The sequence below is a fragment of the Reyranella sp. genome (assembly GCF_965228225.1).
Lineage (GTDB): Bacteria > Pseudomonadota > Alphaproteobacteria > Reyranellales > Reyranellaceae > Reyranella.
Genome location: NZ_OZ245801.1, coordinates 3256967 through 3280740 on the forward strand (window position 1 = coordinate 3256967; position 23774 = coordinate 3280740).

The 23774-nt window shown below is 66.0% G+C and carries 25 protein-coding genes; 13 read left to right on the forward strand and 12 right to left on the reverse strand.

Translation table 11 applies throughout. From position 1 onward, the window contains the following. Window positions 1-25 precede the first annotated feature (25 nt). Genes ACO07K_RS15750 through ACO07K_RS15765 form a run of 4 tightly spaced genes read right to left on the reverse strand, consistent with a single transcriptional unit; the run spans window position 26 to window position 2233 of the window. The gene (locus ACO07K_RS15750) at window positions 26-487 is read right to left on the reverse strand and encodes a PaaI family thioesterase (protein WP_422029387.1); all 462 of its coding nucleotides are present in this window, start codon (window positions 485-487) and stop codon (window positions 26-28) included. Beyond that, complete coding sequence (locus ACO07K_RS15755; protein WP_422029389.1) at window positions 484-927, reverse strand: acyl-CoA thioesterase; 444 nt, start codon at window positions 925-927, stop codon at window positions 484-486. The genes ACO07K_RS15750 and ACO07K_RS15755 overlap by 4 nt, the downstream gene beginning before the upstream one ends. A gap of 5 nt (window positions 928-932) precedes the next feature. Further along, window positions 933-1778 carry a VOC family protein gene (locus ACO07K_RS15760; protein ID WP_422029391.1) on the reverse strand — a complete coding sequence of 282 codons (846 nt, stop codon included), beginning with the start codon at window positions 1776-1778 and terminating at the stop codon, window positions 933-935. Beyond that, a complete protein-coding gene (locus ACO07K_RS15765) occupies window positions 1775-2233 on the reverse strand; it encodes a MaoC family dehydratase (protein WP_422029393.1) in 459 nt (152 codons plus the stop codon). Before ACO07K_RS15765 ends, ACO07K_RS15760 begins: the two co-directional genes overlap by 4 nt. Window positions 2234-2320: 87 nt before the next feature. Here ACO07K_RS15765 and ACO07K_RS15770 point away from each other — a divergent pair, with 87 nt between their 5' ends. Next, the gene (locus tag ACO07K_RS15770) at window positions 2321-3970 is read left to right on the forward strand and encodes an adenylate/guanylate cyclase domain-containing protein (RefSeq protein WP_422029395.1); all 1650 of its coding nucleotides are present in this window, start codon (window positions 2321-2323) and stop codon (window positions 3968-3970) included. A 124-nt stretch (window positions 3971-4094) separates the two neighbouring features. Further along, window positions 4095-4298 (forward strand): (2Fe-2S)-binding protein, encoded by a 204-nt coding sequence (locus tag ACO07K_RS15775; protein ID WP_422012331.1) that lies wholly within the window; start codon window positions 4095-4097, stop codon window positions 4296-4298. 19 nt (window positions 4299-4317) lie between these two features. On the opposite strand, the gene bfr is transcribed toward ACO07K_RS15775, so the two are convergent. Continuing rightward, window positions 4318-4803, reverse strand: a complete 486-nt coding sequence (gene bfr, locus ACO07K_RS15780) for a bacterioferritin (protein WP_422012329.1) — start codon at window positions 4801-4803, stop codon at window positions 4318-4320. A 328-nt stretch (window positions 4804-5131) separates the two neighbouring features. On the opposite strand from bfr, the gene ACO07K_RS15785 reads away from it, so the two are divergent. Together ACO07K_RS15785 and ACO07K_RS15790 are read left to right on the forward strand one after the other, a co-directional pair. Continuing rightward, the gene (locus ACO07K_RS15785) at window positions 5132-5728 is read left to right on the forward strand and encodes a superoxide dismutase (RefSeq protein WP_422029397.1); all 597 of its coding nucleotides are present in this window, start codon (window positions 5132-5134) and stop codon (window positions 5726-5728) included. Between the two features lie 10 nt (window positions 5729-5738). Next, complete coding sequence (locus ACO07K_RS15790) at window positions 5739-5894, forward strand: DUF3309 family protein (RefSeq protein ID WP_298307994.1); 156 nt, start codon at window positions 5739-5741, stop codon at window positions 5892-5894. Between the two features lie 51 nt (window positions 5895-5945). Here ACO07K_RS15790 and ACO07K_RS15795 read toward each other — a convergent pair whose 3' ends face one another. Together ACO07K_RS15795 and ACO07K_RS15800 are read right to left on the reverse strand one after the other, a co-directional pair. Next, window positions 5946-7049: a lipid A deacylase LpxR family protein gene (locus tag ACO07K_RS15795; RefSeq protein ID WP_422029399.1), complete on the reverse strand. Its 1104-nt coding sequence runs from the start codon at window positions 7047-7049 to the stop codon at window positions 5946-5948. Window positions 7050-7085: 36 nt separating this feature from the next. Next, a complete protein-coding gene (locus tag ACO07K_RS15800; protein ID WP_422029401.1) occupies window positions 7086-8336 on the reverse strand; it encodes an MFS transporter in 1251 nt (416 codons plus the stop codon). Window positions 8337-8627: 291 nt separating this feature from the next. On the opposite strand from ACO07K_RS15800, the gene ACO07K_RS15805 reads away from it, so the two are divergent. Further along, window positions 8628-10439 (forward strand): B12-binding domain-containing radical SAM protein, encoded by a 1812-nt coding sequence (locus ACO07K_RS15805; protein ID WP_422036664.1) that lies wholly within the window; start codon window positions 8628-8630, stop codon window positions 10437-10439. A gap of 78 nt (window positions 10440-10517) precedes the next feature. Here ACO07K_RS15805 and ACO07K_RS15810 read toward each other — a convergent pair whose 3' ends face one another. After that, complete coding sequence (locus ACO07K_RS15810) at window positions 10518-11396, reverse strand: TauD/TfdA dioxygenase family protein (RefSeq protein WP_422029403.1); 879 nt, start codon at window positions 11394-11396, stop codon at window positions 10518-10520. Between the two features lie 103 nt (window positions 11397-11499). Between ACO07K_RS15810 and ACO07K_RS15815 the strand changes: the two genes are divergently transcribed. Continuing rightward, window positions 11500-12282, forward strand: coding sequence for an NAD kinase (locus ACO07K_RS15815; protein ID WP_422029405.1), 783 nt, complete (start codon window positions 11500-11502; stop codon window positions 12280-12282). Continuing rightward, on the forward strand, window positions 12279-13370 hold the full coding sequence (locus tag ACO07K_RS15820) for an AbrB family transcriptional regulator (protein WP_422029407.1): 1092 nt from the start codon (window positions 12279-12281) through the stop codon (window positions 13368-13370). Before ACO07K_RS15815 ends, ACO07K_RS15820 begins: the two co-directional genes overlap by 4 nt. Window positions 13371-13520: 150 nt before the next feature. Here the strand turns inward: ACO07K_RS15820 and ACO07K_RS15825 are convergent, their stop codons facing one another. Continuing rightward, a complete protein-coding gene (locus ACO07K_RS15825) occupies window positions 13521-14363 on the reverse strand; it encodes an SDR family NAD(P)-dependent oxidoreductase (protein WP_422029409.1) in 843 nt (280 codons plus the stop codon). A 78-nt stretch (window positions 14364-14441) separates the two neighbouring features. On the opposite strand from ACO07K_RS15825, the gene ACO07K_RS15830 reads away from it, so the two are divergent. The 4 genes from ACO07K_RS15830 (at window position 14442) to ACO07K_RS15845 (ending at window position 17933) form a co-directional block, all read left to right on the forward strand. Then, the gene (locus tag ACO07K_RS15830) at window positions 14442-14924 is read left to right on the forward strand and encodes a nucleoside deaminase (RefSeq protein WP_422036665.1); all 483 of its coding nucleotides are present in this window, start codon (window positions 14442-14444) and stop codon (window positions 14922-14924) included. Window positions 14925-15136: 212 nt separating this feature from the next. Beyond that, window positions 15137-16096, forward strand: a complete 960-nt coding sequence (locus tag ACO07K_RS15835; RefSeq protein WP_422029411.1) for a Bug family tripartite tricarboxylate transporter substrate binding protein — start codon at window positions 15137-15139, stop codon at window positions 16094-16096. 116 nt (window positions 16097-16212) lie between these two features. After that, window positions 16213-17073, forward strand: coding sequence for a hypothetical protein (locus ACO07K_RS15840; protein ID WP_422029413.1), 861 nt, complete (start codon window positions 16213-16215; stop codon window positions 17071-17073). Next, window positions 17070-17933 (forward strand): hypothetical protein, encoded by an 864-nt coding sequence (locus ACO07K_RS15845; protein WP_422029415.1) that lies wholly within the window; start codon window positions 17070-17072, stop codon window positions 17931-17933. Before ACO07K_RS15840 ends, ACO07K_RS15845 begins: the two co-directional genes overlap by 4 nt. Window positions 17934-18003: 70 nt before the next feature. On the opposite strand, the gene ACO07K_RS15850 is transcribed toward ACO07K_RS15845, so the two are convergent. The 3 genes from ACO07K_RS15850 to ACO07K_RS15860 form a co-directional block, all read right to left on the reverse strand. Next, on the reverse strand, window positions 18004-19386 hold the full coding sequence (locus ACO07K_RS15850; protein WP_422029417.1) for an MFS transporter: 1383 nt from the start codon (window positions 19384-19386) through the stop codon (window positions 18004-18006). Between the two features lie 70 nt (window positions 19387-19456). After that, entirely contained in the window at window positions 19457-20116 is a 660-nt protein-coding gene (locus ACO07K_RS15855; protein ID WP_422029419.1) for a dienelactone hydrolase family protein, read from the reverse strand. A 39-nt stretch (window positions 20117-20155) separates the two neighbouring features. Beyond that, a complete protein-coding gene (locus tag ACO07K_RS15860) occupies window positions 20156-21676 on the reverse strand; it encodes an AMP-binding protein (RefSeq protein WP_422029421.1) in 1521 nt (506 codons plus the stop codon). 61 nt (window positions 21677-21737) lie between these two features. Between ACO07K_RS15860 and ACO07K_RS15865 the strand changes: the two genes are divergently transcribed. Together ACO07K_RS15865 and ACO07K_RS15870 are read left to right on the forward strand one after the other, a co-directional pair. After that, a complete protein-coding gene (locus ACO07K_RS15865; RefSeq protein WP_422029423.1) occupies window positions 21738-22874 on the forward strand; it encodes an NAD(P)/FAD-dependent oxidoreductase in 1137 nt (378 codons plus the stop codon). Window positions 22875-23378: 504 nt separating this feature from the next. Further along, a complete protein-coding gene (locus tag ACO07K_RS15870) occupies window positions 23379-23723 on the forward strand; it encodes a hypothetical protein (RefSeq protein ID WP_422029425.1) in 345 nt (114 codons plus the stop codon). The last annotated feature ends 51 nt before the right edge of the window (window positions 23724-23774 follow it).

Below are 23774 nucleotides of genomic sequence, written 5' to 3' on the forward strand. Positions count from 1 at the left end.
CGCTTCGCTCAGGATGACAGGAGGCTCAGGCCTTCCACGGCGGCGCCAGCGCGACGGCACGCGCGGCTTCGGGGATCCTGTCGGGGTCGGGCACCTTGAAGACGCCCGAGGCCACCAGGACGATCTCGCCGCCGCAGACGAGATCGCAACTGGCGAAGCAGAAGTTGATCGTGCGCCGCGCGATGCGCGCCTTACCCTCGAGCCACTGGCCCAGTTTGGCGCCGCGCACGAACTCGCTGGTCAGCGAGATCGTGGGATGCGGCCAGAAAAGGCCGGTCGAGAAGCCGGAGCCCACGCCCATCACCATGTCGGCGACGGTGACCAGCAGCCCGCCATGGGCCCAGCCCATCGGATTGCCGTGCCGCTTCTCCAGCGGCAGGCCGATCCTGAGACCGTCCTCTTCCGCCTTGAACCAGAGCGGCCCCACGAGCCCCACGAAGTCGTCGGTGACGTCGAGCTTGCGGAAGCCCTCCGGTACGCCGGTCATGGATCGAGCCCGTCCTTCGAGGCTGCGAGACGGTCGAGCATCGCTCGTACCACGGGATCGAACGGAGTGGCGCGATGCGTCTCCTCGTTCAGGGAGACCATGATCACCTTCTGAACGGCGGTGCAGTTTCCCTCGCCGTCGAACAGGCCCTGGCCGACAACGCACTTGCGGTCGTGCGCCTCGATCAGGCGGCAGCAGGCCACGGCCGTGCCGGGATAGAACATCTGGCGCTTGAAGTCGGCCTCGATGCGGCCGACGACCAGGCGGAAGCGCGGCAGGCCCGTCCGCACGATCTGGCGCAGGTAGGCGACTCGCACATTCTCCAGCAGCTCGAGAAAGGCACCGTTGTTGATGTGCCCGTTGGCGTCGACGTCCGCGAAGCGCAGGTTTTCGGTGGTCGAGAAGCCGTAGATGCCGCGGTCGGCAAGATCGAACGCCATGAAGACTAGAGCTCCGAGAATTCCAGGGTGAGATGCGCGGCTTCGGACGGCGGGACGACCAGCCGCCCGGAATCGGGCTTGGTGTACTTGACGCCGTTCTTCTTCAGCAGGTCCTCGCAGGCCGCGAGATTCTCGACGCGAATCGTGAGCAGCGCCGGATGGTCGCCCGCGCGTACCGGCGTGATGCCGGGATAACGGACGGCATAATCCTTGGGCGTCATGTAGCGGATCGGCTGGGTACCGGTGTCGACCACCAGCCCCTCGCCCTCGCGCTTGACCGAGTCCGGTCCGAAATACTTTTCGAGTTCGGGAATCCATTTGGCCGGCTGCTCGGCGATCACGGTGACTCCCAGGATGCCGCGCGCGCCGTTGGGATGAGCCGCCCATTCCGGCCGGTAGACGAATTCAGGCGTCTGGTGCTCGCACACGAAGAAGCCGACGACCGGCATGTTGTCCTTGGGGATCCGCACGGTGCGGAACTTGGCGAGTTCCGTCTTTCCCGCCACCTCGACCGCGCGGTCGAAGAAGAGCGGCGCATCGGGATTGAGGCCGGCCGCCTTGAAGGCTTCGTAGGCCACGTCCGCGCCGTCGGTCGCCAGGGCGACGTTGGCAAGACCGCCGCCGCCCTTCAGCCATTCGCGGCGCTCGGCGTTGAATTCGGTATCCTCGACGATCCCCAGTATCTCGAAGTAGTCGGTGTCGAAGATCATCAGATGGTTGGCCGTGCCGAGCTTCTTGTGGAAGCCCCGCGGCTGGACCTGGAAGCCGAGCTTCCTGTAGGCAGCCTCGGCCGCGTCGATGCCGTCGACCATGACCACCACATGGTCGAGACCCTTTACCGCACGCTTCATACCGGCCTCCTACGCACCATGTTGACCCCCTTGGAGGTCATGACCAACTCGCCGTTCTGATTGACCGCCGTCCAGTGCTCGTGGATCACGCCCAGCGTCGGGCGGCTCTTCGACGGGACCTTGTCGGCGCATTGGACCCAGGCCGTGAGCGTGTCGCCCGGCCGCACGGGCTTCAACCAGCGCAGCTCGTCGATACCCGGAGAGCCCAGCGCCGTTCGCTTGTCGACGTAGTTGTCGACGAAGAGCCTCATCAGCTTGGCCGCGACGTGCCAGCCGGAGGCGCAAAGCCCTCCGAAGAGCGAGGATTTCGCGGCTTCGGCATCGACGTGAAAGGTCTGTGGATCGAACTTCTCGGCAAACTCGATGATTTCCTCGGCCGTGAAGCTGGTCGAGCCGAGCGGGTATTTCTTGCCGACTTCGTAGTCTTCCCAATAGCGGGGCTCTTCGGATTGCATGATTCGGTCTTCGCAGAGCATGGCCGATCACGCAAGCATGTCCTCCGGCGTGGGCTATGGTAGATTCGGCCGGGAAACCAGCGCGCAATGACCGACACAAATCTCGTTCGACGGCTCACGACGATCCTCGCCCTCGATGTGGTGGCATTCAGCACCATGTCGGCGCGCGACGAGGAGCATGCGCTGGCGTTGCTGGCCGCCCGACTCGATTCGGCCGGCACCCTCGTGCGCCAGCATCGCGGACGCGTCTTCAAGATGACCGGTGACGGGTTGCTGGCCGAATTCGCGAGCCCGGTCGAGGCGGTGCGCGCCGCCCTGGAAATCCAGGAAGCCATGCGCTCGGCCAATGCAACGGCGCAGGCCGACGATCAGCTGACCCTGCGGATCGGCGTCAACCTGGGCGACGTGGTCGAAAGCGGCGACGACCTGATGGGCGATGCCGTGAACGTGGCGGTGCGGCTGGAGTCGATCTCGGAGGTCGGCGGCGTCTGCATCTCTTCCTCGGTCCACGAACAGATCGTCGGCAAGCTGATGCTGGGCACCGAGGACTTGGGCGAACAGCACCTCAAGAACATCCCACGCTCCATCCACGCCTATCGCCTGACCATCGACGGCGCGCGACCAGCGCCCGCCCACCAAGCCCATACCGTCGCCCGGTCGATGCCGCGGACGCGCCTCATCCTGCTGGGGGGCTCCACGGCCATCCTGCTGCTGGCAGCGCTCGCCGGGACCTTCTACCTTCGTCATCCCACGCTTCCGCCGTCGCTGCAGATCGCCGAGCCCACGGGTGCCCTGGCGACGGATCGAGCGGTGGCTCAAACAGCCGTCCCCCCAGTCGCTCCTCAGGCAGCAGCACCGGCTGCCGCGCCGCCTGCGCAGCCCCCACCCGCCCCTTCGGCCGCGCCCCGCCGATTCGTGGCGAAGGAGGTTCCCTTCACCCCCGACTTCCGTTGGCGCGCCGTCCAGAACTATGCGGATGCGACCGGCGCCAAGGCCTTCGCCTTGAACGTGCGGGGCATCTTTGCGACAGCGACCGACCGGGTCGACGAGGCGACCGCGCGCCGGGACGCCCTGGACGACTGCAACAGGAAGGTCGAACGGGACGTCCCGATCGTCCGCGACTACGACCGCTGCATGCTCTACGCGGTCGAAAACGACGTGGTCTGGTCGTTCCGAGCGCCGCCCATGCCTCCGCCGCCCTACATCCCCTCAGCCAAGCCGGTGCCGCCGATCGTCTTCGACCCGGCGACCGCCCCCCTGCTTCGCCAGTCCGCCCGGGAACGGCTGGCGGCCCATTATCTGACCAGCCGGCATACCCGGGCCTTGGTGCTGGGGCACAACCGCTTCGACTGGTGGACGCCGAGCGAGACCGACACGGACGTGATCCGCCGGAACCTGCAGATCTGTGGCCACCTCACGGGACGGCCCTGCGTCGTCTACGCCGTGAACAAGGAGGTTCTCGTGCGCACCCCCCAGACGATGCGGGTGACCGACATCTTCGCGCCGCAGGATATCGGCGCGGCCCTCGATGATGCCCAAGCCAAGGCGCTCGACGACTATCTGATCGCCAACGACTGGCGCGCCGTGGCGCTGGCGGCAAATGGCAAAGTAGGTATTGCGAGCGGCCGGCCCAGCGAGCAGGACGCCACTTCCATGGCGCTTCAGGCCTGCCGCGATGCCGGGGGCTCCGACTGTGCCATCACGGCCATCGGACCGTTCATGGTCGCGCCGCAGTAGGCTGCCCGGCCGGCGGCGCGGCTGTCCCCAGACCCGACTCTGGGGCCTTGACCAGCGGCAGGGACCGCCCCTATCCTGCTTATGCGAGTAAGTCGCAACAGCGGGAAGAAACGGCCGTCAGAGCATGTTCATCTGTATCTGCAAAGCCATTCGCGAGCGCGAAGTCGATGCGGCCGTCCGGGCCGGAGCCCGGCGCCCGGCCGATGTCTTCCGCGCCTGTGGCAAGAGCCCCCAGTGCGGGACCTGTGCCTGCGACATGCGCGATCGCATAGCCCACGCGATCGCCCATGAACGTTCTGTAGAGCCGACGCTCCTCGCGGCCGACTGACTGGTCCGGCTGCCGAGCCTCAGCTCGGCCCCTTCCCTTCGCCCATCTGGCTCTGCAGGTAATTCTGCACGCCCACCTTCTCGATCAGGCCGATCTCGGTCTCGAGGAAGTCGATATGCTCCTCGGCGTCCTCGAGGATGCTGACCGCGATCTCGCGACTGACATAGTCCTTGGCCGCCTCACAGGCGGTCACCGCCTCGACCAGCGCGGTGCGCGCAGCGGTCTCGAGCTTGAGGTCGGCATCGAGCGCTTCTGGCACGTTCTCACCGATCGCGAGCCGGCCCAGGTCCTGCAGGTTGGGCAGGCCGTCGAGCATCAGGATGCGTTCGATGAGCTTGTCGGCGTGCTTCATCTCGCCGATCGACTCCTCGTAGATCTTCTTGCCGAGGCGATCGAAGCCCCAGTGCTTCATCATGCGAGCGTGGAGAAAGTACTGATTGATCGCCGTCAGCTCGTTCTTCAGGAGCTTGTTGAGCTCGGCGATGATCTGCGGGTTGCCCTTCATGGCGAACCTCCTCTTTGAATAGGTCGGTTCTCACAAATACTCACCGATTAGGGGCACGCAACCACAGAGTGAGCGACTGAGAAACGTTCGCTGAAAAAATCGTGCGACACGCCCAGAAGCTCAGCGAGTGAGAACGACTTGCCGGATTTTCAGCGCTTTCACGTGAGTGCGGAGGCGTTTGCCGATCCCACACGGCGAATCAGGGCTTTGTGATTTTACAGGAAAAAACGTAGCGCCATCGCAACGCGCAACGTCATAAGGTGAGGTGCGTTCATGTCGGACGCCGCCCGCCCGGGACGATCCGGGCCAGCCAGCTAAGGATAGCGTTATGTCCAATTTCACTCTTCCGAAACTGCCCTATGCCGATGACGCGCTTGCGCCGGTGATTTCGGCCAACACCATCTCCTTCCACTACGGCAAGCATCACAAGGCCTATGTCGACAAGCTGAACGAGCTCGTCCCGGGCACGGCCTATGAAGGCCTCTCGCTCGAGGACATCATCAAGAAGTCGGCCAAGGACGAAAAGGGCAAGGCGGTCTTCAACAACGCCGGCCAGATCTGGAACCACACCTTCTACTGGAACAGCATGACGCCCAAGGGCGGCGAGCCGACCGGCAAGATCAAGAGCGCGCTCGACGACAGCTTCGGCGGCCTCGACGCCTTCAAGGCGGCCTTCAAGGCGGCGGCCGTGGGTCAGTTCGGCAGCGGCTGGGCGTGGCTCGTGAAGGGCGCCGACGGCAAGCTGAAGATCGAGACGACCGCCAACGCCGACACGCCGATCGCTCATGGCGGCACCCCGCTCCTCGTCGCCGACGTCTGGGAGCACGCCTACTACCTCGACTTCCAGAACCGCCGGCCGGACCACGTCCAGGCCTGGCTCGACAAGCTCGCGAACTGGTCGTTCGCCGAGGCAAACCTAGGCTAAGGAGCAATCAATGTTGGGCACCATTCTACTCATCGTCCTGATTCTCATACTGATCGGGGCGCTGCCGACCTGGCCGCACAGTAGCGGCTGGGGTTACTACCCGAGCGGTGGTATCGGACTGGTGCTCATCATCGTCATCGTGCTGCTGTTGATGGGACGCATATAGCGGCCTGTCCACGGTCCAGGGGGCGCCTTCGGGCGCCCCTTTTATTTGGTCTCAGTATCTGAAGGTGAGATTGATCGAGCCAAACTGCGTGATGCGGTCGCGCTCGAAGAATTCCGGCGTGCGCAGGATCTGGGTATAGGAGATTCGCACACCGCCCCAAAGCACCGCCAGTCCGGCCTGCACCTCGCCGACGAAGGGCCGGTGCGACACGCGCTGACTGAACCCGTCGGTATTGCCATCCAGGAAGATGTTGCGGGCGACCGCCTGCCCGTCGATCCCCGCAAACAGATACCAGCCGAAGCTGCCATCGCCGATGAAGGCGTCCGATCCCGGCAAAGCAGGACGGGCGCGGGTCGGGCCGAAGTCGTCGCGCAGGTTCTTGCCGATACGCGCCGTGCCCCCGACGCTGCCATAGGTCGCGACGTTGCCGATCGCCACCGCAGCGCGCGGGATGAAGTCCACCTCCAGCTTGGGATTGTCGATCAGAACGGCGCGCCCCGTGCGCCAGCGCCGCTCGAAAGAGAGGCCGACCGTGGGTTCGTTGTGGAGCTGGTTGCCCCAGCCATAGGCGGGCTCCACGCCAATCAGCTTGTGGAAGTTGTTCTGAACGAACTCGCCGCCCGCGGCCGGGCCGATGACGCCGAGATCGAGCTGCAGCGTGTCGAGACGGGTCGGCTCATCGCGTCCCGTCGCCGGGTCATGACGCTTGTAGGTGTACTGCAACGCGAAGCTCGCATAGAGCCACGCCGCATACGGCCGGTCGTCGTAGATCGGATAAGACACGTAGGTGTCTTCCGGAGTGTAGATATTCTGGCCAACCGACACAGCGACCCGACGAATGACGGAATCCGCCGGTGCTTCGCCCAGGAAGGTCGGGACCGTCGTCATTGCCACGAGGCCGTGCGGCATCTCGGTGATGGCGGGCGAAAGCCAGCCGATCCTGAGCCCGCTCGTATAGTCGCGGTCCGACCGCCCGAACCGGTTGAACACGTCGTTCTCGACCTGGAACGTGTAGATGCTGCGCTGCTCGTCCTCGGTGGCCGAGGTCCGCGGCGCGGGCTTCTCCTCGTCGGAGGACTGGGCGCCGGCCGGAAGGGAAGCGGCAAAAAGAACTGCCATCGCCAGAGCGACGGTCATGGCGAAGGGGCGTTGCATGCCCGCTCGAACGCAACGCCGTTCGGTAGGTTGCGCCTAGCGAACGTTCACGGGGGCTGCGCGGTGCCACAGATCGGCCCGCCACCACACCGCGATCGCCAAGGTGAATACGATACCGAGCACGCTGTAGAACGTCCCCGTGGTCGCAAAACCGGTCCATTCGACCAGCGGGCCCGAAAGCAGCAGCCCGAGCGGCATGCCGTAGACCGCGAGCATGCGTACGCCCATGACGCAGCCCCGCAGCGCCGGATTGGTGACCCGAAGCAGGATCACCGACATCGGGATCATGCAGAAGCTCTGGAAGAGTCCCGAGCCGAACAGGACGATCTCGCCCAGCAAGGGCGTCGTGAGCCACGAAAAGACGAGATTGAGCGACAGCCAAACCAGCGTGCAGACGATCATGGTGCGCGCCGGCCGGATATGGGCGCCATAGAGGGAGACGAGGATCGAGCCGCTGAGCGCGCCGCCGGCAAAGCAGGCGATCAACCAACCCAAGCCGGTCTGATCCATCCGGTATATGTCCTTCGCGACATAGGCGAGCAGCGAGCCGGTGAGCGGGTAGGCCGCGAAGTTCACGAGAAACGCGAGCAGCATCACTGCACGCACGACGGGCGTCGACCAGACATAGGCGAAGCCCTGCCTTAATGCGCCGAGCGCCGACGGCGTCCCCTCGCCTTCCCCCAGGATCCGCACGCGACGTATGCCCACGCCCAGGGTCAGCGCGAGGCACACCGCGTAGACGCCGCAGACCGCCACATAGGCCAGCCCCGAACCGAGGGAAGCGACCAGCGCGGCGCCCGAAAGGGCGCCGACGATGCGCGCGGAGTCGGCGGTCGTCCGCGACACGCCCATCGCCCGCATCAGATAGTCGGCCGGCATGGTCTCGCCGACCAGCAGGTTGCGCATCGTGATGTCCGACGGGCGAACCAGCCCCATGGTCGTTGCCAGAACGAAAACGGGCACCGGCGCCGCAAGACCGCTCAGGAACAGGACGGCGAGACAAGACGCGAGGACCAGATAGGCCGTCCGCATGAGCAGCAGGACGTTGCGGTTTCCGATCCGGTCCCCCGCCATACCGAACAACGGCGAAATCAGCGTACCGAGAAACTGCAGCGAGCCGAAAACCGCCAGCGCCAGGACCGAACCGGTCGAAACCAGCACGAACCAGCCGAGGATGACGGTCTCCATCTCGAACGCCCAGGAGGCGAGGAGGTCGGCCGGCCATTGGAACCGGAAACTGCGAATCTGGAAAGGCGCCAGGGCGGGCGCACGGGTGATGAGGCTCAATTCCTGTTCGTTCCCTCACCCTGCGCATTTTTCGGAGCGCTTCGGGCACGCTGAGGTTGCGCCTTCACGTCGCAAACGACAATCGTCGCCTCGTCATGGCGCGTCCGCACTAATGGCTGGGCTTGGCCTCACAAAACCCTAATTCTAGTGGTTCTATTCCGCATTCATTCTGAGAATTTTCGGTAGCGCCCCGTTGCGTCGGGGACCGGCTCAGAGCATTGTGACAACAGATGCCGTCAAGCGGTAATTGGGCTCGAGCCGCGTGCGGGTAATGTCTTGGAGAAGTCCGCTATGGGCGGTGCCGTGAAGCGTACTAAGTTTCATCTCATCCTGATCAAGCCTACTCATTACGATGACGACGGCTACCCGATCACCTGGCTTCGGTCGCATATCCCCTCCAACACACTGGCCGCCCTCTACGGGCTCGGCGAGGATTGTCGTGCACGGCAGGTGCTTGGGCCGGACGTCGACATCGTCATTCACCCGATCGACGAGACCAACACCCGCGTCAGGCCGGACCGGCTCATGGCCCAGATCGAGCGCAGCGGCGGCAAGGGCCTCATCTGCCTGGTCGGCGTCCAGACCAACCAGTATCCCCACGCGGTCGACCTGGCGCGCAAGTTCCTGAAGGGCCGCTTCCCCGTGGCGATCGGCGGCTTCCACGTGTCGGGCTGCCTTTCGATGCTGCCGGTGATCCCGCCCGAGATCCAGGAAGCCATGGACATGGGCGTCTCGATCTTCGCCGGCGAAGCCGAGGAAGGCCGCTTCGACCTCGTGTTGCGCGATGCGCTGAACGGCACCATGAAGCCGCTCTACAATTACATGGACGATCTGCCGGGCCTCGAGGGCGCTCCCACCCCGCACCTGCCGCCATCGGCGCTGGCGCGCAACGAGGGCGGCATGTCGAGCTTCGACCTGGGCCGCGGCTGCCCGTTCCAGTGCTCGTTCTGCACCATCATCAACGTGCAGGGCCGCAAGAGCCGCTTCCGCACCGCCGACGATCTCGAAGCGATCATCCGCGAGAACTACAAGCAGGGCATCACGTCGTTCTTCATCACCGACGACAACATGGCCCGCAACAAGCACTGGGAAGACTTCTTCGACCGGCTCATCGAGCTCAAGGAGAACGAGGGCATCCAGCTGTCCCTGATCATCCAGGTCGACACCCAGTGCCACCGCATTCCGAACTTCATCAACAAGGCGCGCTGGGCCGGCGTCTATCGCGTCTTCATCGGCCTCGAGAACGTCAACCCGGACAATCTGCTGGCCGCCAAGAAGCGCCAGAACAAGATCACCGAGTACCGCAAGATGCTGCAGGCGTGGCACACCAGCGGCGCCTCGACCTGGGCCGGCTACATTCTCGGGTTCCCCGGTGACACACGCGCCTCGATCCTGCGCGACATGGAGATCATCAAGAAGGAGCTGCCGCTCGACATCCTCGAGCTGTTCATGCTGACGCCGCTCCCCGGTTCGGAGGATCACCAGACCCTGTGGAAGCAGGGTGTGTGGATGGACCCCGACCTCAACAAGTACGACGTCCATCATCGCTGCGTGCATCACCCGAAGATGAGCGACGCGGAGTTCGAGCAGGTCTATCGCGAAGCCTGGAAGTCCTACTACACGCCCGAGCATATCGAGACGGTGGCACGCCGCCATGGCGCGATCCCGGGTCGCGACCCGGCCGAGCCGGCGCGCTTCATGACCATGTTCAAGATCATGTTCGAGGCCGAGGGCGTGCATCCGCTGGAAGGCGGCGCGGTGCGCATGAAGTACCGCCTCGACCGTCGCCATGGCATGCCGATCGAGCCGATCGGCGTGTTCCACTACAAGGTGGCGGCGGATTTCTGGCGCAAGCTCAAGATCTACGCCCGCCTCACGCTGCAGGGCATCGCCATCGGCCGCAAGGTCAAGAACGACCCGAAGCGCCTGGAATACACCGACCTCGCGCTGCAGCCCGTGATGGACGACGACATGGACAAGCTGTCGCTGTTCGCCGACACGGCGGGCGGCGGTGCGGCCGTCAACAAGCGCCGCGGCGAGGATCTCGCCCGTGCCAAGGTCGCGGCCCAGCAGAACCAGCAGCGCCTCGCCGCCGCGGAATAGCGTCCCGCCTCGAGCTGGCGGCGCGGGCTCCGCGCCGGGCCGCCAGTCTCCGCCGAGCCAACAGTCTCCCTTGAAACTCTAGTGAACGACGGGCGGCGTGACTTCGCCGAGCCCGTCCGCGTCGGTCGCCGAGATCGTCGTGCGCACCATCGAGCGCTCGCGCGTGTAGTCCCACGGGCGGCCGCGGTGGAGCATGGCGCGGTTGTCCCACATCACCGCGTCGCCCTGGCGCCATTTGTGGCTGTAGACGAATTCCGGCCGCGTCGCCTCGTCGAGCAGCTGCGCGAGCAGCTGGCGCGCGTCGCGGTCGTCCATGCCGTCGATCGCATAGGCATGGCTCGCGACATAGAGGGCGCGGCGGTCGTTGGCCGGATTGCGCCAGTTCAACCGCCAGCGCACCGGCGGCAGAGCCTTGCGCTCCTCGGCATTGGCGAGGTCGGGATGAATCTGGTCGCGGCTGTTGGCATAGGAATGCGTTGCCACGGCGTCCTTCAGCCTGTCCTGCACGTCCGCCGGCAGCCGTTCCCAGGCGAGCCGCGTGGAGGTGTACTCGGTCTCGCCGCCCTCGCCCGGCAGCACGCGCGCCGTCAGCACGGAGGCGAGCGCCGGCGTCTTCTTGAAGGACGAGTCGGTGTGCCAGAGCGCATTGGCCTTGGCGATCAGCACCTGGCGGTGATCCGGCGGCACGATCTCGCCCTGCTGGCCCACGTTGGTCAGGCGCGAATAGAAGCTGTTGGCACCGAGCGACGCGACCTTGGTGAGTTCCAGCGGCCCGAAGGCACGGCTGTAGGCGACCTGAATGTCGTCGGCAATCTGCTGGTCCCGGAACACCAGCAGCGAATGGGTCTCGAAAGCCTCGCGGACGGCTTTGTAGGCCTCGGCATCGGTCGCAACGTCGAGCAGCGACACGCCCTTCACTTCGACGCCAAAACCATCGCCCAGTGGGACCAGTTCCATCGCGTTCCTCCTCGCCGTTTCTTTTGTGACCGGGATTTTATCGCACCGGCGCAGCGGGCGGCTATAGTGCGATTCCTGCACCCGAGGCATTGCTGTATCCCGTATGGCCGTCCAGTCCCCGCCCGCTCCCCGCCTCGCCTTCGTCTCCGCCAGCACATCCACGGCCCGCGAGGCCAAGGCACGCCTCGAACAGATCTACGGCGCGGCAACCTCTGCCGAAGCCGACATCATCGTCGCGCTCGGCGGCGACGGGCTGATGCTGCAGACCCTCCACCGCAACATGCGACGGCTCAAGCCGATCTACGGCATGAACCTCGGCACGGTCGGATTCCTGCTCAACACCTACAAGGAAACCAACCTGTTGAAGCGCCTCAAGAAGGCCCGCCAGGTGACGCTGACGCCGCTGCGCATGGTGGCCACCAACACCCGCGGCAAGGCCTCGGAAGTGCTTGCGATCAACGAGGTGTCGCTGCTGCGCTCGAGCCGCCAGACCGCCCGGATCGAGGTCGCGGTCGACGGCCAGAAGCGTCTGCCCGAGCTGCATTGCGACGGCGTGCTGGTGGCCACGCCCGCCGGCTCGACCGCCTACAATCTCTCGGCCCATGGACCGATCCTGCCGCTGGGCGCCGGCCTGCTGGCGCTGACACCGATCAACGCCTTCCGGCCGCGGCGCTGGCGCGGCGCACTGCTGCCGCGCACCTCCAAGGTCGAATTCACGATCCTCGATCCCAAGAAGCGTCCCGTCGCAGCGGCAGCCGACTCGGTGGAGATCGCCAACGTCGCCCATGTCGCCGTAACCGAGGCCAGCGACACGAAACTCACCCTGTTGTTCGACCCCGAGCACGATCTCGAGGAACGGATCCTCAAGGAGCAGTTCGCTCCTTGAGCGGCAAGGACACCCCCTCCAAGCCCGGGAAGAAGAGGATCATCGGCCACGAGGGCTGGCAGCCTCTCGCGCTGGCGCTCGCCATCGGCACGGCGGGCGGCTTCGTGTTCGACTGGCTGCGCATGCCGCTCGCGTGGATGCTGGGCGCCTGCGTCTTCTCGACCGTGGCCGCCTTCCTCGGCCTGCGCGTGGGCATGCGGGTGCGGCTGCGCCAGGGCATGATCATCATCCTGGGCGTGCTGCTGGGATCGGGCTTCACGCCGGAGCTGGTGCAGCGGCTGGGCGAATGGGCGGTCAGCCTCTGTGTCCTCACCGGCATGACCATGACCGGCGCCACGCTCTGCTACGCCTGGCTGCGGCGGGTCACCGACTGGGACAAGGTCACCTGCTACTTCGCGGCCATGCCGGGCGGCCTGAACGACATGACCATCATGGGCGGCGCCATGGGCGGCCAGGAGCGCGCGATCGCGCTCGCCCACGCGCTGCGCATCCTCACGGTCGTGCTTACCATCCCAGTCTGGTACCGGCTGGTGAACGGCGCGCAGACCAGCGTTCTCACCATGGTCCACGGTCCGACCGGCAACGACTGGAAGGACTATGCCATCCTCATCGCCTGCGGCGTGATCGGCGCGGTGCTCGGCCGCCTGCTGCGTCTGCCCGCCAGCTTCATGATGGGCCCGATGATTGTGAGCGCCATTGCCCATCTCGGCGGTTTCACCAGCTCGCAGCCGCCGGGCTTCCTGGTCGCGGCGGCGCAGGTCGTGGTCGGCACCGGCATCGGCTGCCGCTTCGTCGGCACCAACTTCGACCGGCTGCACAAGGAGATGGCGGCCTCGATCGGCGCCGCCTTCATCCTGATCGCCTGCGCCGTGGGATTCGCCGAGATCACCCACGCGCTCACCGGCCTCAACCTCGACGCCACCGTGCTGAGCTACGCCCCCGGCGGCTTTGCCGAGATGAGCCTGATCGGCCTGGCGCTCGGCATCGAGATCGCCATGGTCGCGACCCACCATCTGTTCCGGCTGTTCCTGATCATCATCACCGGACCGATCGTCTTCCGCACGATCCTGAGACGCGCGCGCCGCTGACCGGGTTCCTCGCGGTATCCAGGTACCTGCCGGTGAATATCCCAAGGTCGTTTCATTTATTTCGTATATTTCGTTTATTTCGATTATTCCCTCAGGCGATACCGCCGCGGCGCCCCTCAGCAGAGGGGGGGCCGCTGCAACCCGGACGCTCTAGGCCCGCACCGTGATGCCGCCGTCGACCACCAGCAGGTGGCCGTTCACGTAGGCCGACTGGTCCGACGCGAGGAACAGGGCGGCGTTGGCGGTGTCCCAGCCGGTGCCCATCTTGCCGGTCGGCGAGGCGTGGTCGCGGATGGCAATCATCTTCTCGTAGGCCTGGTTATGGTCCTTCTCGCTCTTGGCATACTGTTCGGCCAGGAAGTCGATCATCGGCGTGTGCATCAGCCCGGGCAGGATCGCGTTGCAGCGGATGCCCTTCTCCGCATACTGCGAGGCGATCGCCATGGTGAGCGAGTTCACCGCCCCCTTGCTGGCATTGTAGGCCAGATAGGAAATCCCCTTGGGGCTGCGGATCGAGGCGATCGAGCTCACGTTCACGATCGCGCCCTTGCCCTGCTTCTCCATGATCGGCAGCACGTGCTTGGCGGTGAGGAAGAAGCTCTTCACGTTGACGTCGAACACGCGGTGCCACTCGTCCTCGCTCAACTCGACCGGCCCGCCCTGCGAGCCGATGCCGACATTGTTGTCGAGGATGTCGACCCGGCCCCACTTCACCATGCAGGCATCGACCATGGCCTTCACCTCGGCGTTGTTCGAGGCGTTGGCCTCGTGCGCGACCGCGAAGCCGGGACCGACCTCCTTCTCGATCAGCCCCACCGTCTCCTCGGCGGCCGCCCGCTTCAGGTCGACGCAGAACACCCTGGCGCCCTCGCGCGCGAAGGTGATGGCCGTGCACTTGCCGTTGCCCCAGCCCGGCCCGCTCGAGCCCGCTCCGACGACGATCGCCACCCTGTCCTTCAGCTTGCCGGTCATGCCGCTCCGCTCCCGCTTCATCTTCCTCTCCCGTCTTCTGGGGAGGGAAGGATTGAGATCGAGCCTAGCACGAACGGCCGGTCTGGAATCATGGTGACGATGCGACACGCCCTGTCCATGATCGTGGCCATGGACACGGACCATCACGAGACGATGATGCGGCAGGCACTCGAACTCGCCGCCGTCGCGGACAAAGAAGGCGACATGGGCGTTGGCGCGGTGATCGTGCGGGCGGGCGAAATCGTCGGCCGCGGACGCAACCGCATCCACACGGCCAGCTCGCTGATCCATGCGGAGACCGACGCCATTTCCGATGCATGCCGCACGCTTGGCACGGACGACTTGTCGGGCACGACGCTCTACACCACGGTAGAGCCTTGCCCCATGTGCGCCGGCGCCTTGTTGAACGCCAAGGTCGGCCACTGGGTGTTGGGCCTTCGCTTCAAGACGGTGGGACGCAATTTCGGCCGCTACTCCGTCGAGACGTTTGCCGAGTTCGTGGGCGCCGACATCAAATTCACGACCGGCATCCTCGAGGAGGAGTGCCTGTCCCTGCGCAACCGCTACTTCGCGCGCCGGTGATGGGTGAGCGCGCGGGCCAGGCAGTGCCTTAGCTCACCCAAGGGCAGCCGGGCGCGCCCCTCGGGCGGATAGGCCTTGAACGTCGCGGCCACCCTGGGACCGCCAAACCGTTTCATGGGAGGAGCCTAGCGCGAAGCTGCTGGGCCGGGCTGGCGAGCCGGGCGCTCGTGTGGGAGGCTCTCTCCAAGCAAGAATGAATCGGAGGAGCGTCCATGCGTCGTCGTGCGTTCACCGCCTCGGCTTTTGCAACCGCGCTCGCGTCGCCCGCGATCGCACAGGCGCCCTGGCCCGCCAAGCCGCTTCGGCTCGTCATCCCCTATCCGCCCGGCGGGCCGTCGGACGTTTCGAGCCGGATCGTCATGGAGCGTGCCGCCCAGCTGCTGGGCCAGGGCGTGCTGTTCGACAACAAGGCCGGCGCCTCGGGCATGATCGGGGCGGAGTTCGTGAAGAACCAGCCGGTCGACCATCACACGTTCCTCACCACGACGACGGCGATGGTCTGCATCACCCGGCACCTGCAGCCAATCCCGTTCGACCCCGATCGCGACATCGTCCCGGTCTCGCGCATGTCGACCTCGTGGGGCGCCTTCGCCGTCCATCCGTCGGTGCCGGCCAACACGGTCGCGGAGTTCGTGGCCTATGCGAAGGCCAATCCGGGCAAGCTGAACTACGGGTCGGCCGGCTTGGCCACGATCACCCACCTGTTCGGCGAGATGCTCTGCCTCGAAGCCGGCATCCGGATGACCCACGTGCCCTATCGCGGCAGTGCGCCCGCGACCAACGCGCTGCTGGCCGGCGAGATCCAGGCGCAATTCGACCAGACCACCCTGCCGCACATCAAGGCTGGCAAGCTGCGCGCGCTCGCGATGCTGGCCGAAGTACGCCACCCGGATTTCCCCGATGTTCCCACCCTTCAGGAGACCGGCTATGGCAAGGAAGGCGGCGATTCCTGGTTCGGTATCCTGGCCCCTGCCGGCACCTCGCCCGAAGCGATCGCGCGCCTCGACCAGGCGATTGCAGACGCGCTCCGCGCACCCGACATCATGACCAAGGTCCACAATGGCGGCATGCGCGTGACCTATCTCAACCCCTCGGATTTCAGGACACAGATCGGCGCCGAGAGCGCCATGTTCGGTGCGATCATCAAGAAGGGCGACATCAAGCTGCCGTGAGGATCGGGGTGGCACGGATCCTCGGCCCTTCGGCAACGATGTGGTTGCGATTGATTCCACCCCCGCCTGGAACTCCTCCTCGCCCGGGGCGGGCAGCGCAGTGCATAATCGACGGCATGATCACGCTTCGATCCATCGTGCCGAAAGTGGTGCTGCTGGGTAAGTCGGCGGCAGCGGCCCTTTTTCTCACCGGCATCGCCGCCGATACGTTCGCCCAGCCCTCGGTCGCTCTTTACCCCCCGTTGCCACCGAAGGACGTGTTTCAGCAACTTGAGCATTTCCCTGATCCGCTCACCCGGCCCGAACCAGTCCCTGTCGGCGCCGTTGCCGTCGTCGACCTGACGCGCATTGTGCTGAAGCGCCCAGGGCAGGCGGACTGGACGCGGAACTACGTCACGCTCGCGGCCGTGCAGTACAAGAACATCGGGGGCGTGCCGATGGGTGCCTATCTGTTAACCTTCTGCCCAGCCGATTTCCGGCGTCGCGAGGCCGTTACCTACCGACGCCGAATCGCCGAAGTGCTTGGCAAGATCGACGCGTCGCTCATTCCGGTCAGTGACCGTCCCCGCCAGAGGCAGATACTCCAGGCTTCCGACGAGATGTTTGCAAGGATCGAAACCGGCGTGGACGTGCCCCGCGACGAGATCGAGGCATTCGCGAGGCGCATGGGGCCGCTCGTCCGCGCCAACTTCGATGCCATGGTAATTGAGCTCCAGCCGTCACTCGACGCTGCCACAGCCGAGATGCGCGGGGTTCTCAAGGCGGGTGAATGGAATCAACTGCGGATCGTCATCGGCAGCCACGACGGCGTTCTTTATGCTGCCCAGGAGAGATACGCCTACTTCAAGCGGCTTCTTGGTCCGGGACAGGAAGACCGCGTCTCCTTCGTCGCGCCAGGCGGGTCTGCGTCTGTTTTCAGACAGAGCCCGGCGTCCCGCGCCTTCTTCGGCACAGTGAACGTCGGCCGCGAACCATGACAAGCGTCGGGGCCGCCCGCGTAGCAATCCTGCTCGCTCTGGGATGCCTGCTGTCGAGCTGCAGCACCCAGCCTCCAACCGGCAGCACAGCAGCAGCGACGACCGGACCTGAGACGTTCGAAGAGCTGGATGGATCACTTGGCGCCACCTTTGATCGCGTCAGATCCGGACCAGGCGAAACAGTCGCCCCGCTGGCCACGGTCGACGGCCAGACGCTCTTCTTGTTGCGCGGCTCAGGCTTGTGGCACCACAGGTTCGATGCGAAGCTCTTTGAACAGTATACGCTACTGAGGCAGGTGCCCTTGGTGGCATTCCAGCTCGCGTCATCACAGGGCGACAACAAGCAGAACGCCGCGAGCTACGCTTCCAGAGTGCGAGCGGCCCTCGATGCGCTGGATACCTCCGTCATTCCGGTCGCCCAACTGCCTGACCAGCGCACGGTCCTTCAGTCGTCGCTGGACATGCTCGACCGCATTGCGGCGGGCACGCAGACCTCGCCTGCCGACGTCGATGCCTTCGTCCAGCGCACGCGCCCAGCCGTGACGCGCAACTTCGACGCCGAGATTGCGGCCACGCTTGCCGCCCTGGCCGTTGCCGTCGAGGAAATGCGCTCCGTGATGAGGCCCGGCGAATGGGAGCGCGTCTACATCGCCGTCGAGGGCGATCGTTCTCCGCAATTGGCGCGGGCCAGATATGAATATCTCGCCCGCGTGCTCGGCCAGGACGCCAAGGGCAAGCGTCTTTTCATGCTTCCCTACGCGTACGGCCGTCAAGGCGTGACGTTCCTGCGTTCGGTGACGATCGAAGACGATCTCTCGCGCGTCTTCTTCCAGCGCCCTTACGGCAATCGTACGCTCTGACTGAGCGCTTGCGCGTCAGGAACACCTGATGGGCGCGGCGCGGAGCAGCCCCCCAACGAAAGCAGATCGATCAATGCTTATTCGCCTTGAGCGGCTGCGCGGACCAGAGGCCCGGCCAGAGGAGCGACAGAAACAGCACGGCCAGGAGGCCGCCACCTGCCGCCACGAAGGCGAAGCGGTAGCCGGCGAGGAACCCGGCCATGTTCATGAAACCCTGCGCGCCGTGGGCCTGCAGCGCCGTCAGCACCGAGGCGCCGGCCACGATGCCGATGGTGCGGGTCAGCAGCGACAGGCTTCCGGCGACGCCGCGGTCGCGCGCCGGCAGGGTGGCCGTGACGATGTCGGTATAGGCGACCGTCAGCAGGCCCTGCCCCATGCCTTCGAGGACCAGCAGCGCCGCCACGACGAGCACCGGCGTGTCGATCCCGGTGAAGCCCAGCGGCAGCAGACCGAGGCCGACGCAGGCGACGCCCGCAAAGACGGTCGGCCGCTGGCCGATGCGGCTCACCAGGAAGGCCGAGAGCGGAGCGCCCGTCAGGCTGCCGCCATAGGCCATCGCCAGCACGATGCCGACGCCCAGCGGCGTCAGCTTCAGCACGTTCACGAGGTAATAGGGCGTCAGCAGCAGGATGGCGAAGCCCGCGAGATTGGCCAGCGCATTGAGCACGTTGGGGATCGTGAAGCGCGGATCGGCGAACAGAGACGGCCGGATGATCGGCTCCGGCACCCGGTTGGCGCGGCGGACATAGGCCACGATCAGGCCCAGCGCGACGAGGGCCATCGCTAGCGACCACGGTCCCGGAATCTCCCTGCGCTGCGCGAAGGTGAGCGACAGGAGGAGCGTGCTCATGCAGGCCGCCAGCAGCACCGCCCCAACGGCATCGAAGGGCCGCGAATCGGGCTTCGGCGAGGGCAGCAGACCGGACAGAGCGAGCGTGGCGAGCGCGAGCGGCACGCGCACCCAGTAGACGGCGGGCCAGCCCCAGAGTTCGACCAGTGCGCCGCCCAGGAACGGGCCGATGGCGGCCGCGATCGCCATGGTACTGGCGAACCCCGCCAGCGCCTTGGTGCGGTCGCTCTCGGGAAACAGCGAGGTGGCCAGTGCGGGCGTGCAGGACAGCGCCAGGGCCGTGCCGATCCCCTGTGCGCCGCGCGCCCACAGGAACAGCGGCCAGTCCGGCGCCGCCGCGCAGGCCGCGCACCCGACGGCGGAGATCGCGAGGCCGACGCGGAAGATCAGCCGGTGCCCGAACAGGTCGCCCAGCTTGCCGCAGACGAGCATCAGCGAGCCGTAGACCAGCACGTAGCAGATCACGAGCCACTGCACGTCGCCCAGCGGCACCCTGAAGTGCGCCGTGATCGCCGGCAGCGCCACGTTGACCGCGATGTCGAGCGGGGCGAGCGAGGCGCCCAGCCCGACGATCGCGAGGCCGAAGGCGGGGCGGATCGTCATGGGAGCGCGCAACTCCAGTTGCGCTCATGAATCATGAGAAGAGCGCCACGGGAGTGGCGCGCTCCAATGATCAGAGGTGCTTCTTCAGGAATTCGAGCATCCTCTCCCACGCCGCGTTGGCCGACTTCACGTCATAGGCCTCGCTGCGCTCGTTGGAGAAGGCATGCGCAGCGTCGTAGCGGAAAATCTCCGGGCTGTGGCCGGCGCCCTTCATCGTCTTCTCGAGCGCATCGACGGCGGCCGGCGTGCACCAGTCGTCCTGGTTGGCGAAGTGGCCCTGCAGCGGCACCGTGATCTTGGCCGGATCCGCGAGCTGGCCCGGCGGGATGCCGTAGAAGGGCACGCCGCAGGAGATGCCGCCCACGCGGGCACAGGCCGCGATGGTGAGCGCGCCGCCCATGCAGAAGCCCATCACGCCGACCTTGCCGCCCATCTCGGCAAGATGCTTCACGGCGCCGGCGATGTCCTGGTCGGCGGCGCCGACGAAATCGAGGCCGCTCATCATGTGGTTGGCCTCGTCCGGCTTCTGGGTCACGCGACCCTTGTAGAGGTCGGGCGCCAGCGCGTTGAAGCCCTGCCGCGCGAACCGGTCGGCGACGCCGCAGATCTGGTCGTTGAGACCCCACCATTCCTGGATCACGACGATCCCCGGCTTGCCCTTGCCCGCTTCCGCCAGATAGCCCTTGCAGGTCGATCCGTCGGGACGCTTGAAGTCGATCAGACTGCCCATGTGATTGTCCTCTTAGTGGATGGTAAGCCTACACGAGAGTCAGAGCAGCTTCCGCAGCTCCGTCTTCAGGATCTTGCCGTAATTGTTCTTCGGCAGCGCCTCGATGAACTTGTAATCCTTGGGGCGCTTGAAGCGGGCGATGTTGTCGAGGCAGAGCCTGTCGAGCTCGGCGGGTGAGAGGGTCTGCCCGGCGCGCGCGACAATGAAGGCCACGACCTCCTCGCCCCATTCCGGATGCGGGCGGCCGACCACCGAGCATTCGGCGACGCCGCCATGGAGGTTCAGAACGTCCTCGATCTCGCGCGGGTAGATGTTGGAGCCGCCCGAGATGATCATGTCCTTCGAGCGGTCCTTGAGCGTGAGCAGCCCCTCCTCGTCGAAGGCGCCGACATCGCCGGTCCACAGCCAGCCGTCGCGCAGCGAGCGCGCCGTGGCCTCGGGGTTGTTCCAGTAGCCCGCCATCACGGGATCGCCTTTGCAGATGATCTCGCCGACCTCGCCCACGGGCAGCTGACGGCCCGCCTCGTCGACGATCCGAACCTCCATGCAGGAGTCCGCGCGGCCGGCCGAGGCCAGGCGCTGCTCCCAGCGCGGATGCGTGCGGTCCCCATGATACTCGCGGCTGAGATGCGTGATGGTCATCGGGCTCTCGCCCTGGCCGTAGAGCTGCGCCAGCTTGTTGTCCAGCACCTCGAGCGCGCGCTTGAGGTCCGAGACGTACATCGGCGCGCCGCCATAGGTGATGAGCCTCAGCGCCTCGGGCTGCAGCTCCGACACGCTGCCATGCTCGATCAGCCGCTTCACCATGGTGGGTGCGAGGAAGATCGAGCATTGCGGCCAGCGGTTCATCAGCTCGACCGTCTCGGGCACCTCGTACTTGCCGCTCTCGGGGAAGACCTGCACCGAGCCACGCGCCAGCATCGGGAAGTTCCACAGGCCCGAGCCATGGCTGATGGGTGCGGCATGCACGATCGAGCCGCCCGGCGGCGGCCGGTCGACGTCGGCGAAGTAATTGAGCGTCATCGCCAGCAGATTGCGGTGCGTCAGCATGGCGCCCTTGGGCCGGCCGGTGGTGCCGGACGTATAGAACAGCCAGGCCAGGTCGGTAGGTTCCGCATCGGCGATCTGGCTCGGGTCGCCCACCGCCATGAAGCTGTAGGAGCGCGTCGTGACGTCGACGATCTCCTTCAGCGCGGGCGCCTCCCGCGCGGCCTCGGCGATCGTGCCGGCGAGGTCGGGTGTCACGAAACAGAGCTTCGCGCTCGAATTCTCCAGGATGAACGCGAATTCCTTCGCATGCAGCTTGGCGTTCATCGGCACGGCGCAGAGGCCTGCGTGCCAGATCGCGTACATGACCTCGATCGATTCGACGCAGTTGGCCATGGCGAAGGCCACGCGGTCGCCGCGCGCGAGGCCGAAGCGGGCGACGAGATGCGTGCTCATCACCGAGACCTTGCGCCACAGTTCGCGATGATTGAGGTGCGGCGACATCCCGCGGGCCAGCGCGGGCAGGTCGCGGAACTCCTGCGCGGAGCCCAGCAGCAGATGGGCGATGTTCATGGGCGTCGTTTCCTCGCGCCGACTATTGCAGGCGTGGCATCGACCTTGCAATGTGCCGCCCATGCAGGATTTCGATTTCGCCATTGTCGGCGCCGGCATCGCCGGCGTCTCCGTCGCCTATCACCTCGCGCCCCATGCGAAGGTGATCATCCTCGAGCGCGAGACCGTGCCCGCCTATCACACCACGGGGCGCTCGGCTGCCCTGCACTCCGAGACCTATGGCAGCGCCCAGATCCGCGCCATCACGGTCGCCTCGGGCCGTTTCTATCGCAATCCGCCGGCGGGCTTCGCCGACCATCCCCTGCTGACGCCGCGCGGCGCGCTGGTCGCCGGGCATGCCGGACAGGAAGCGGCCGTGAAGGCGGCCGCGGCGGATTATGCACGCCTCGTGCCCTCGGTCCGCTGGCTGGAGCCCGCCGAGGTGCTGCGCCGCCTCCCCATCCTCAAGCCCGAGGTGGCGGGCGGCGGTGCCGTGTTCGAACCCGAAGCCGACGACATGGATGTGGCCGCGATCCACGGCGGCTTCCTGAAGGGCGCGCGCGCCGCCGGCGCGGTGCTGCGCCTCGATGCCGAGGTCCTAGGCCTCGCCCGCATCGACGGGCTGTGGAATGTGACCTTGCGCGATGGCGAGCTCGTGCGGGCGACCAACATCATCGACGCGGCGGGCGCCTGGGCCGACGTGCTGGGCGGCCTCGCCGGCTGCGTGCCGATCGGGCTGGTGCCGAAGCGGCGCACCGCCTTCACCTTCGACGCGCCGCAGGGCCTCGATCTCGGACCGCTGCCGATGCTGATCGACTTCGACGAGAGCTTCTACTTCAAGCCCGAGGTCGGCCAGTTCCTGGGCTCGCTCGCCGACGAGACGCCCTCGCCGCCCTGCGACGCGCAACCCGAGGAGATCGACGTCGCCACCGCGGTCGAGCGCATCGAGACCGCGAGCACGCTGCAGATCCGCCGCATCAAGAACAAGTGGGCCGGCCTGCGCTCCTTCGTGCACGACAAGAACCTGGTCGCCGGCTACGACCCCAAGATCGAGGGCTTCTTCTGGCTGGCCGGCCAGGGCGGCTACGGCATCCAGACCGGCTACGCCGCCGGCCAGCTCGCCGCCGCGCTGGCGCTGGGCAAGCCCCTCCCTGCCGAAGTCGCCGATCTCGGGGTCACGGAGGAGTCGCTGTCGCCGGGGCGATTTGCGGCCGGCTGATCCGTTCTGAGGAGATGGTGCGGACGGAGGGAATCGAACCCTCACGAGGTTGCCCTCAACGGATTTTCGTACCACTTCGGCTTTTGCCGCCGATCCACCCGGCAGCGGCCGGACGGTCGTTCGTGGTCTGGACTATCCCTTCACCCTGGCGCCTGCTTTAGGTGCTGCCCGTCTAGTCTCTACACCTTCCCGTCACCGGGCTTGGCTCGGGATTGCCATTCAAGGTTTCCCCGAATTTGAGCAGTTCTGCATCGCCGGTTTCCCGGCGAGCACTCAAACGTCGCGTCTAAGTCCGGTGCGTCTACCAGTTCCGCCACGTCCGCACGGAACGATGTATAGCGGCTGGGTGGATGCAGGCCAAGGCAAGGGACATCGCCAGTCCACCCGTCCGCCGGTACATTGCCACTGCGCATCGGCGGGCGCGCGCTGCTTGGGCTGGCCCGCGCGGGCTGATTGGCCTACTTGATCTGATCGGATCAGGCTTCTCTTGGGAGGACGGCTTTCATGTTCGAAGATGAAAAGGATGCGCGCATCCGGGGCATCGACGCCAGTACGGCCGCATTGTCGATGGCACTCGCCCATGATTTCATCCTCGAGATTCTGCTCACCCGTGAAATGATCGAGATGGAGGAGGACGAGGCGCGCGCTCTCGATCGTGTCATGGTCGAGCGCTGGCAGCGACGTTACGGGCAAAGTCTGGAGGACGACTTCACCAAGGCAGAACATGGCAACGAGGTGCTCCACGCCACCAAGGCATTCGTCGACCGACTCGCCAGGAAGGCCCTCATGCGCTCCAACGCGGCGCGCGAACAGCAGGCCGACCCGGACGCCGCACGCGACCAGAAATAGGGACCGGCATCGTCGAAGGATGTCCTACCCGCCTTGAAGGACACTGGGGCC

Coding starts and splice junctions, on each gene's coding strand:
- ACO07K_RS15810 (WP_422029403.1), bottom strand. CDS start 11,396: ATGGAACTGGTCCCACTGGGCGATGGTTTTGGCGTCGAAGTGAAGGGC.
- ACO07K_RS15775 (WP_422012331.1), top strand. CDS start 4,095: ATGTTCATCTGTATCTGCAAAGCCATTCGCGAGCGCGAAGTCGATGCG.
- ACO07K_RS15830 (WP_422036665.1), top strand. CDS start 14,442: ATGCGACACGCCCTGTCCATGATCGTGGCCATGGACACGGACCATCAC.
- ACO07K_RS15805 (WP_422036664.1), top strand. CDS start 8,628: ATGGGCGGTGCCGTGAAGCGTACTAAGTTTCATCTCATCCTGATCAAG.
- ACO07K_RS15855 (WP_422029419.1), bottom strand. CDS start 20,116: ATGGGCAGTCTGATCGACTTCAAGCGTCCCGACGGATCGACCTGCAAG.
- ACO07K_RS15825 (WP_422029409.1), bottom strand. CDS start 14,363: ATGAAGCGGGAGCGGAGCGGCATGACCGGCAAGCTGAAGGACAGGGTG.
- ACO07K_RS15755 (WP_422029389.1), bottom strand. CDS start 927: ATGGCGTTCGATCTTGCCGACCGCGGCATCTACGGCTTCTCGACCACC.
- bfr (WP_422012329.1), bottom strand. CDS start 4,803: ATGAAGGGCAACCCGCAGATCATCGCCGAGCTCAACAAGCTCCTGAAG.
- ACO07K_RS15845 (WP_422029415.1), top strand. CDS start 17,070: ATGACAAGCGTCGGGGCCGCCCGCGTAGCAATCCTGCTCGCTCTGGGA.
- ACO07K_RS15790 (WP_298307994.1), top strand. CDS start 5,739: ATGTTGGGCACCATTCTACTCATCGTCCTGATTCTCATACTGATCGGG.
- ACO07K_RS15850 (WP_422029417.1), bottom strand. CDS start 19,386: ATGACGATCCGCCCCGCCTTCGGCCTCGCGATCGTCGGGCTGGGCGCC.
- ACO07K_RS15860 (WP_422029421.1), bottom strand. CDS start 21,676: ATGAACATCGCCCATCTGCTGCTGGGCTCCGCGCAGGAGTTCCGCGAC.
- ACO07K_RS15785 (WP_422029397.1), top strand. CDS start 5,132: ATGTCCAATTTCACTCTTCCGAAACTGCCCTATGCCGATGACGCGCTT.
- ACO07K_RS15750 (WP_422029387.1), bottom strand. CDS start 487: ATGACCGGCGTACCGGAGGGCTTCCGCAAGCTCGACGTCACCGACGAC.
- ACO07K_RS15795 (WP_422029399.1), bottom strand. CDS start 7,049: ATGCAACGCCCCTTCGCCATGACCGTCGCTCTGGCGATGGCAGTTCTT.
- ACO07K_RS15835 (WP_422029411.1), top strand. CDS start 15,137: ATGCGTCGTCGTGCGTTCACCGCCTCGGCTTTTGCAACCGCGCTCGCG.
- ACO07K_RS15760 (WP_422029391.1), bottom strand. CDS start 1,778: ATGAAGCGTGCGGTAAAGGGTCTCGACCATGTGGTGGTCATGGTCGAC.
- ACO07K_RS15815 (WP_422029405.1), top strand. CDS start 11,500: ATGGCCGTCCAGTCCCCGCCCGCTCCCCGCCTCGCCTTCGTCTCCGCC.
- ACO07K_RS15870 (WP_422029425.1), top strand. CDS start 23,379: ATGTTCGAAGATGAAAAGGATGCGCGCATCCGGGGCATCGACGCCAGT.
- ACO07K_RS15770 (WP_422029395.1), top strand. CDS start 2,321: ATGACCGACACAAATCTCGTTCGACGGCTCACGACGATCCTCGCCCTC.
- ACO07K_RS15840 (WP_422029413.1), top strand. CDS start 16,213: ATGATCACGCTTCGATCCATCGTGCCGAAAGTGGTGCTGCTGGGTAAG.
- ACO07K_RS15765 (WP_422029393.1), bottom strand. CDS start 2,233: ATGCAATCCGAAGAGCCCCGCTATTGGGAAGACTACGAAGTCGGCAAG.
- ACO07K_RS15865 (WP_422029423.1), top strand. CDS start 21,738: ATGCAGGATTTCGATTTCGCCATTGTCGGCGCCGGCATCGCCGGCGTC.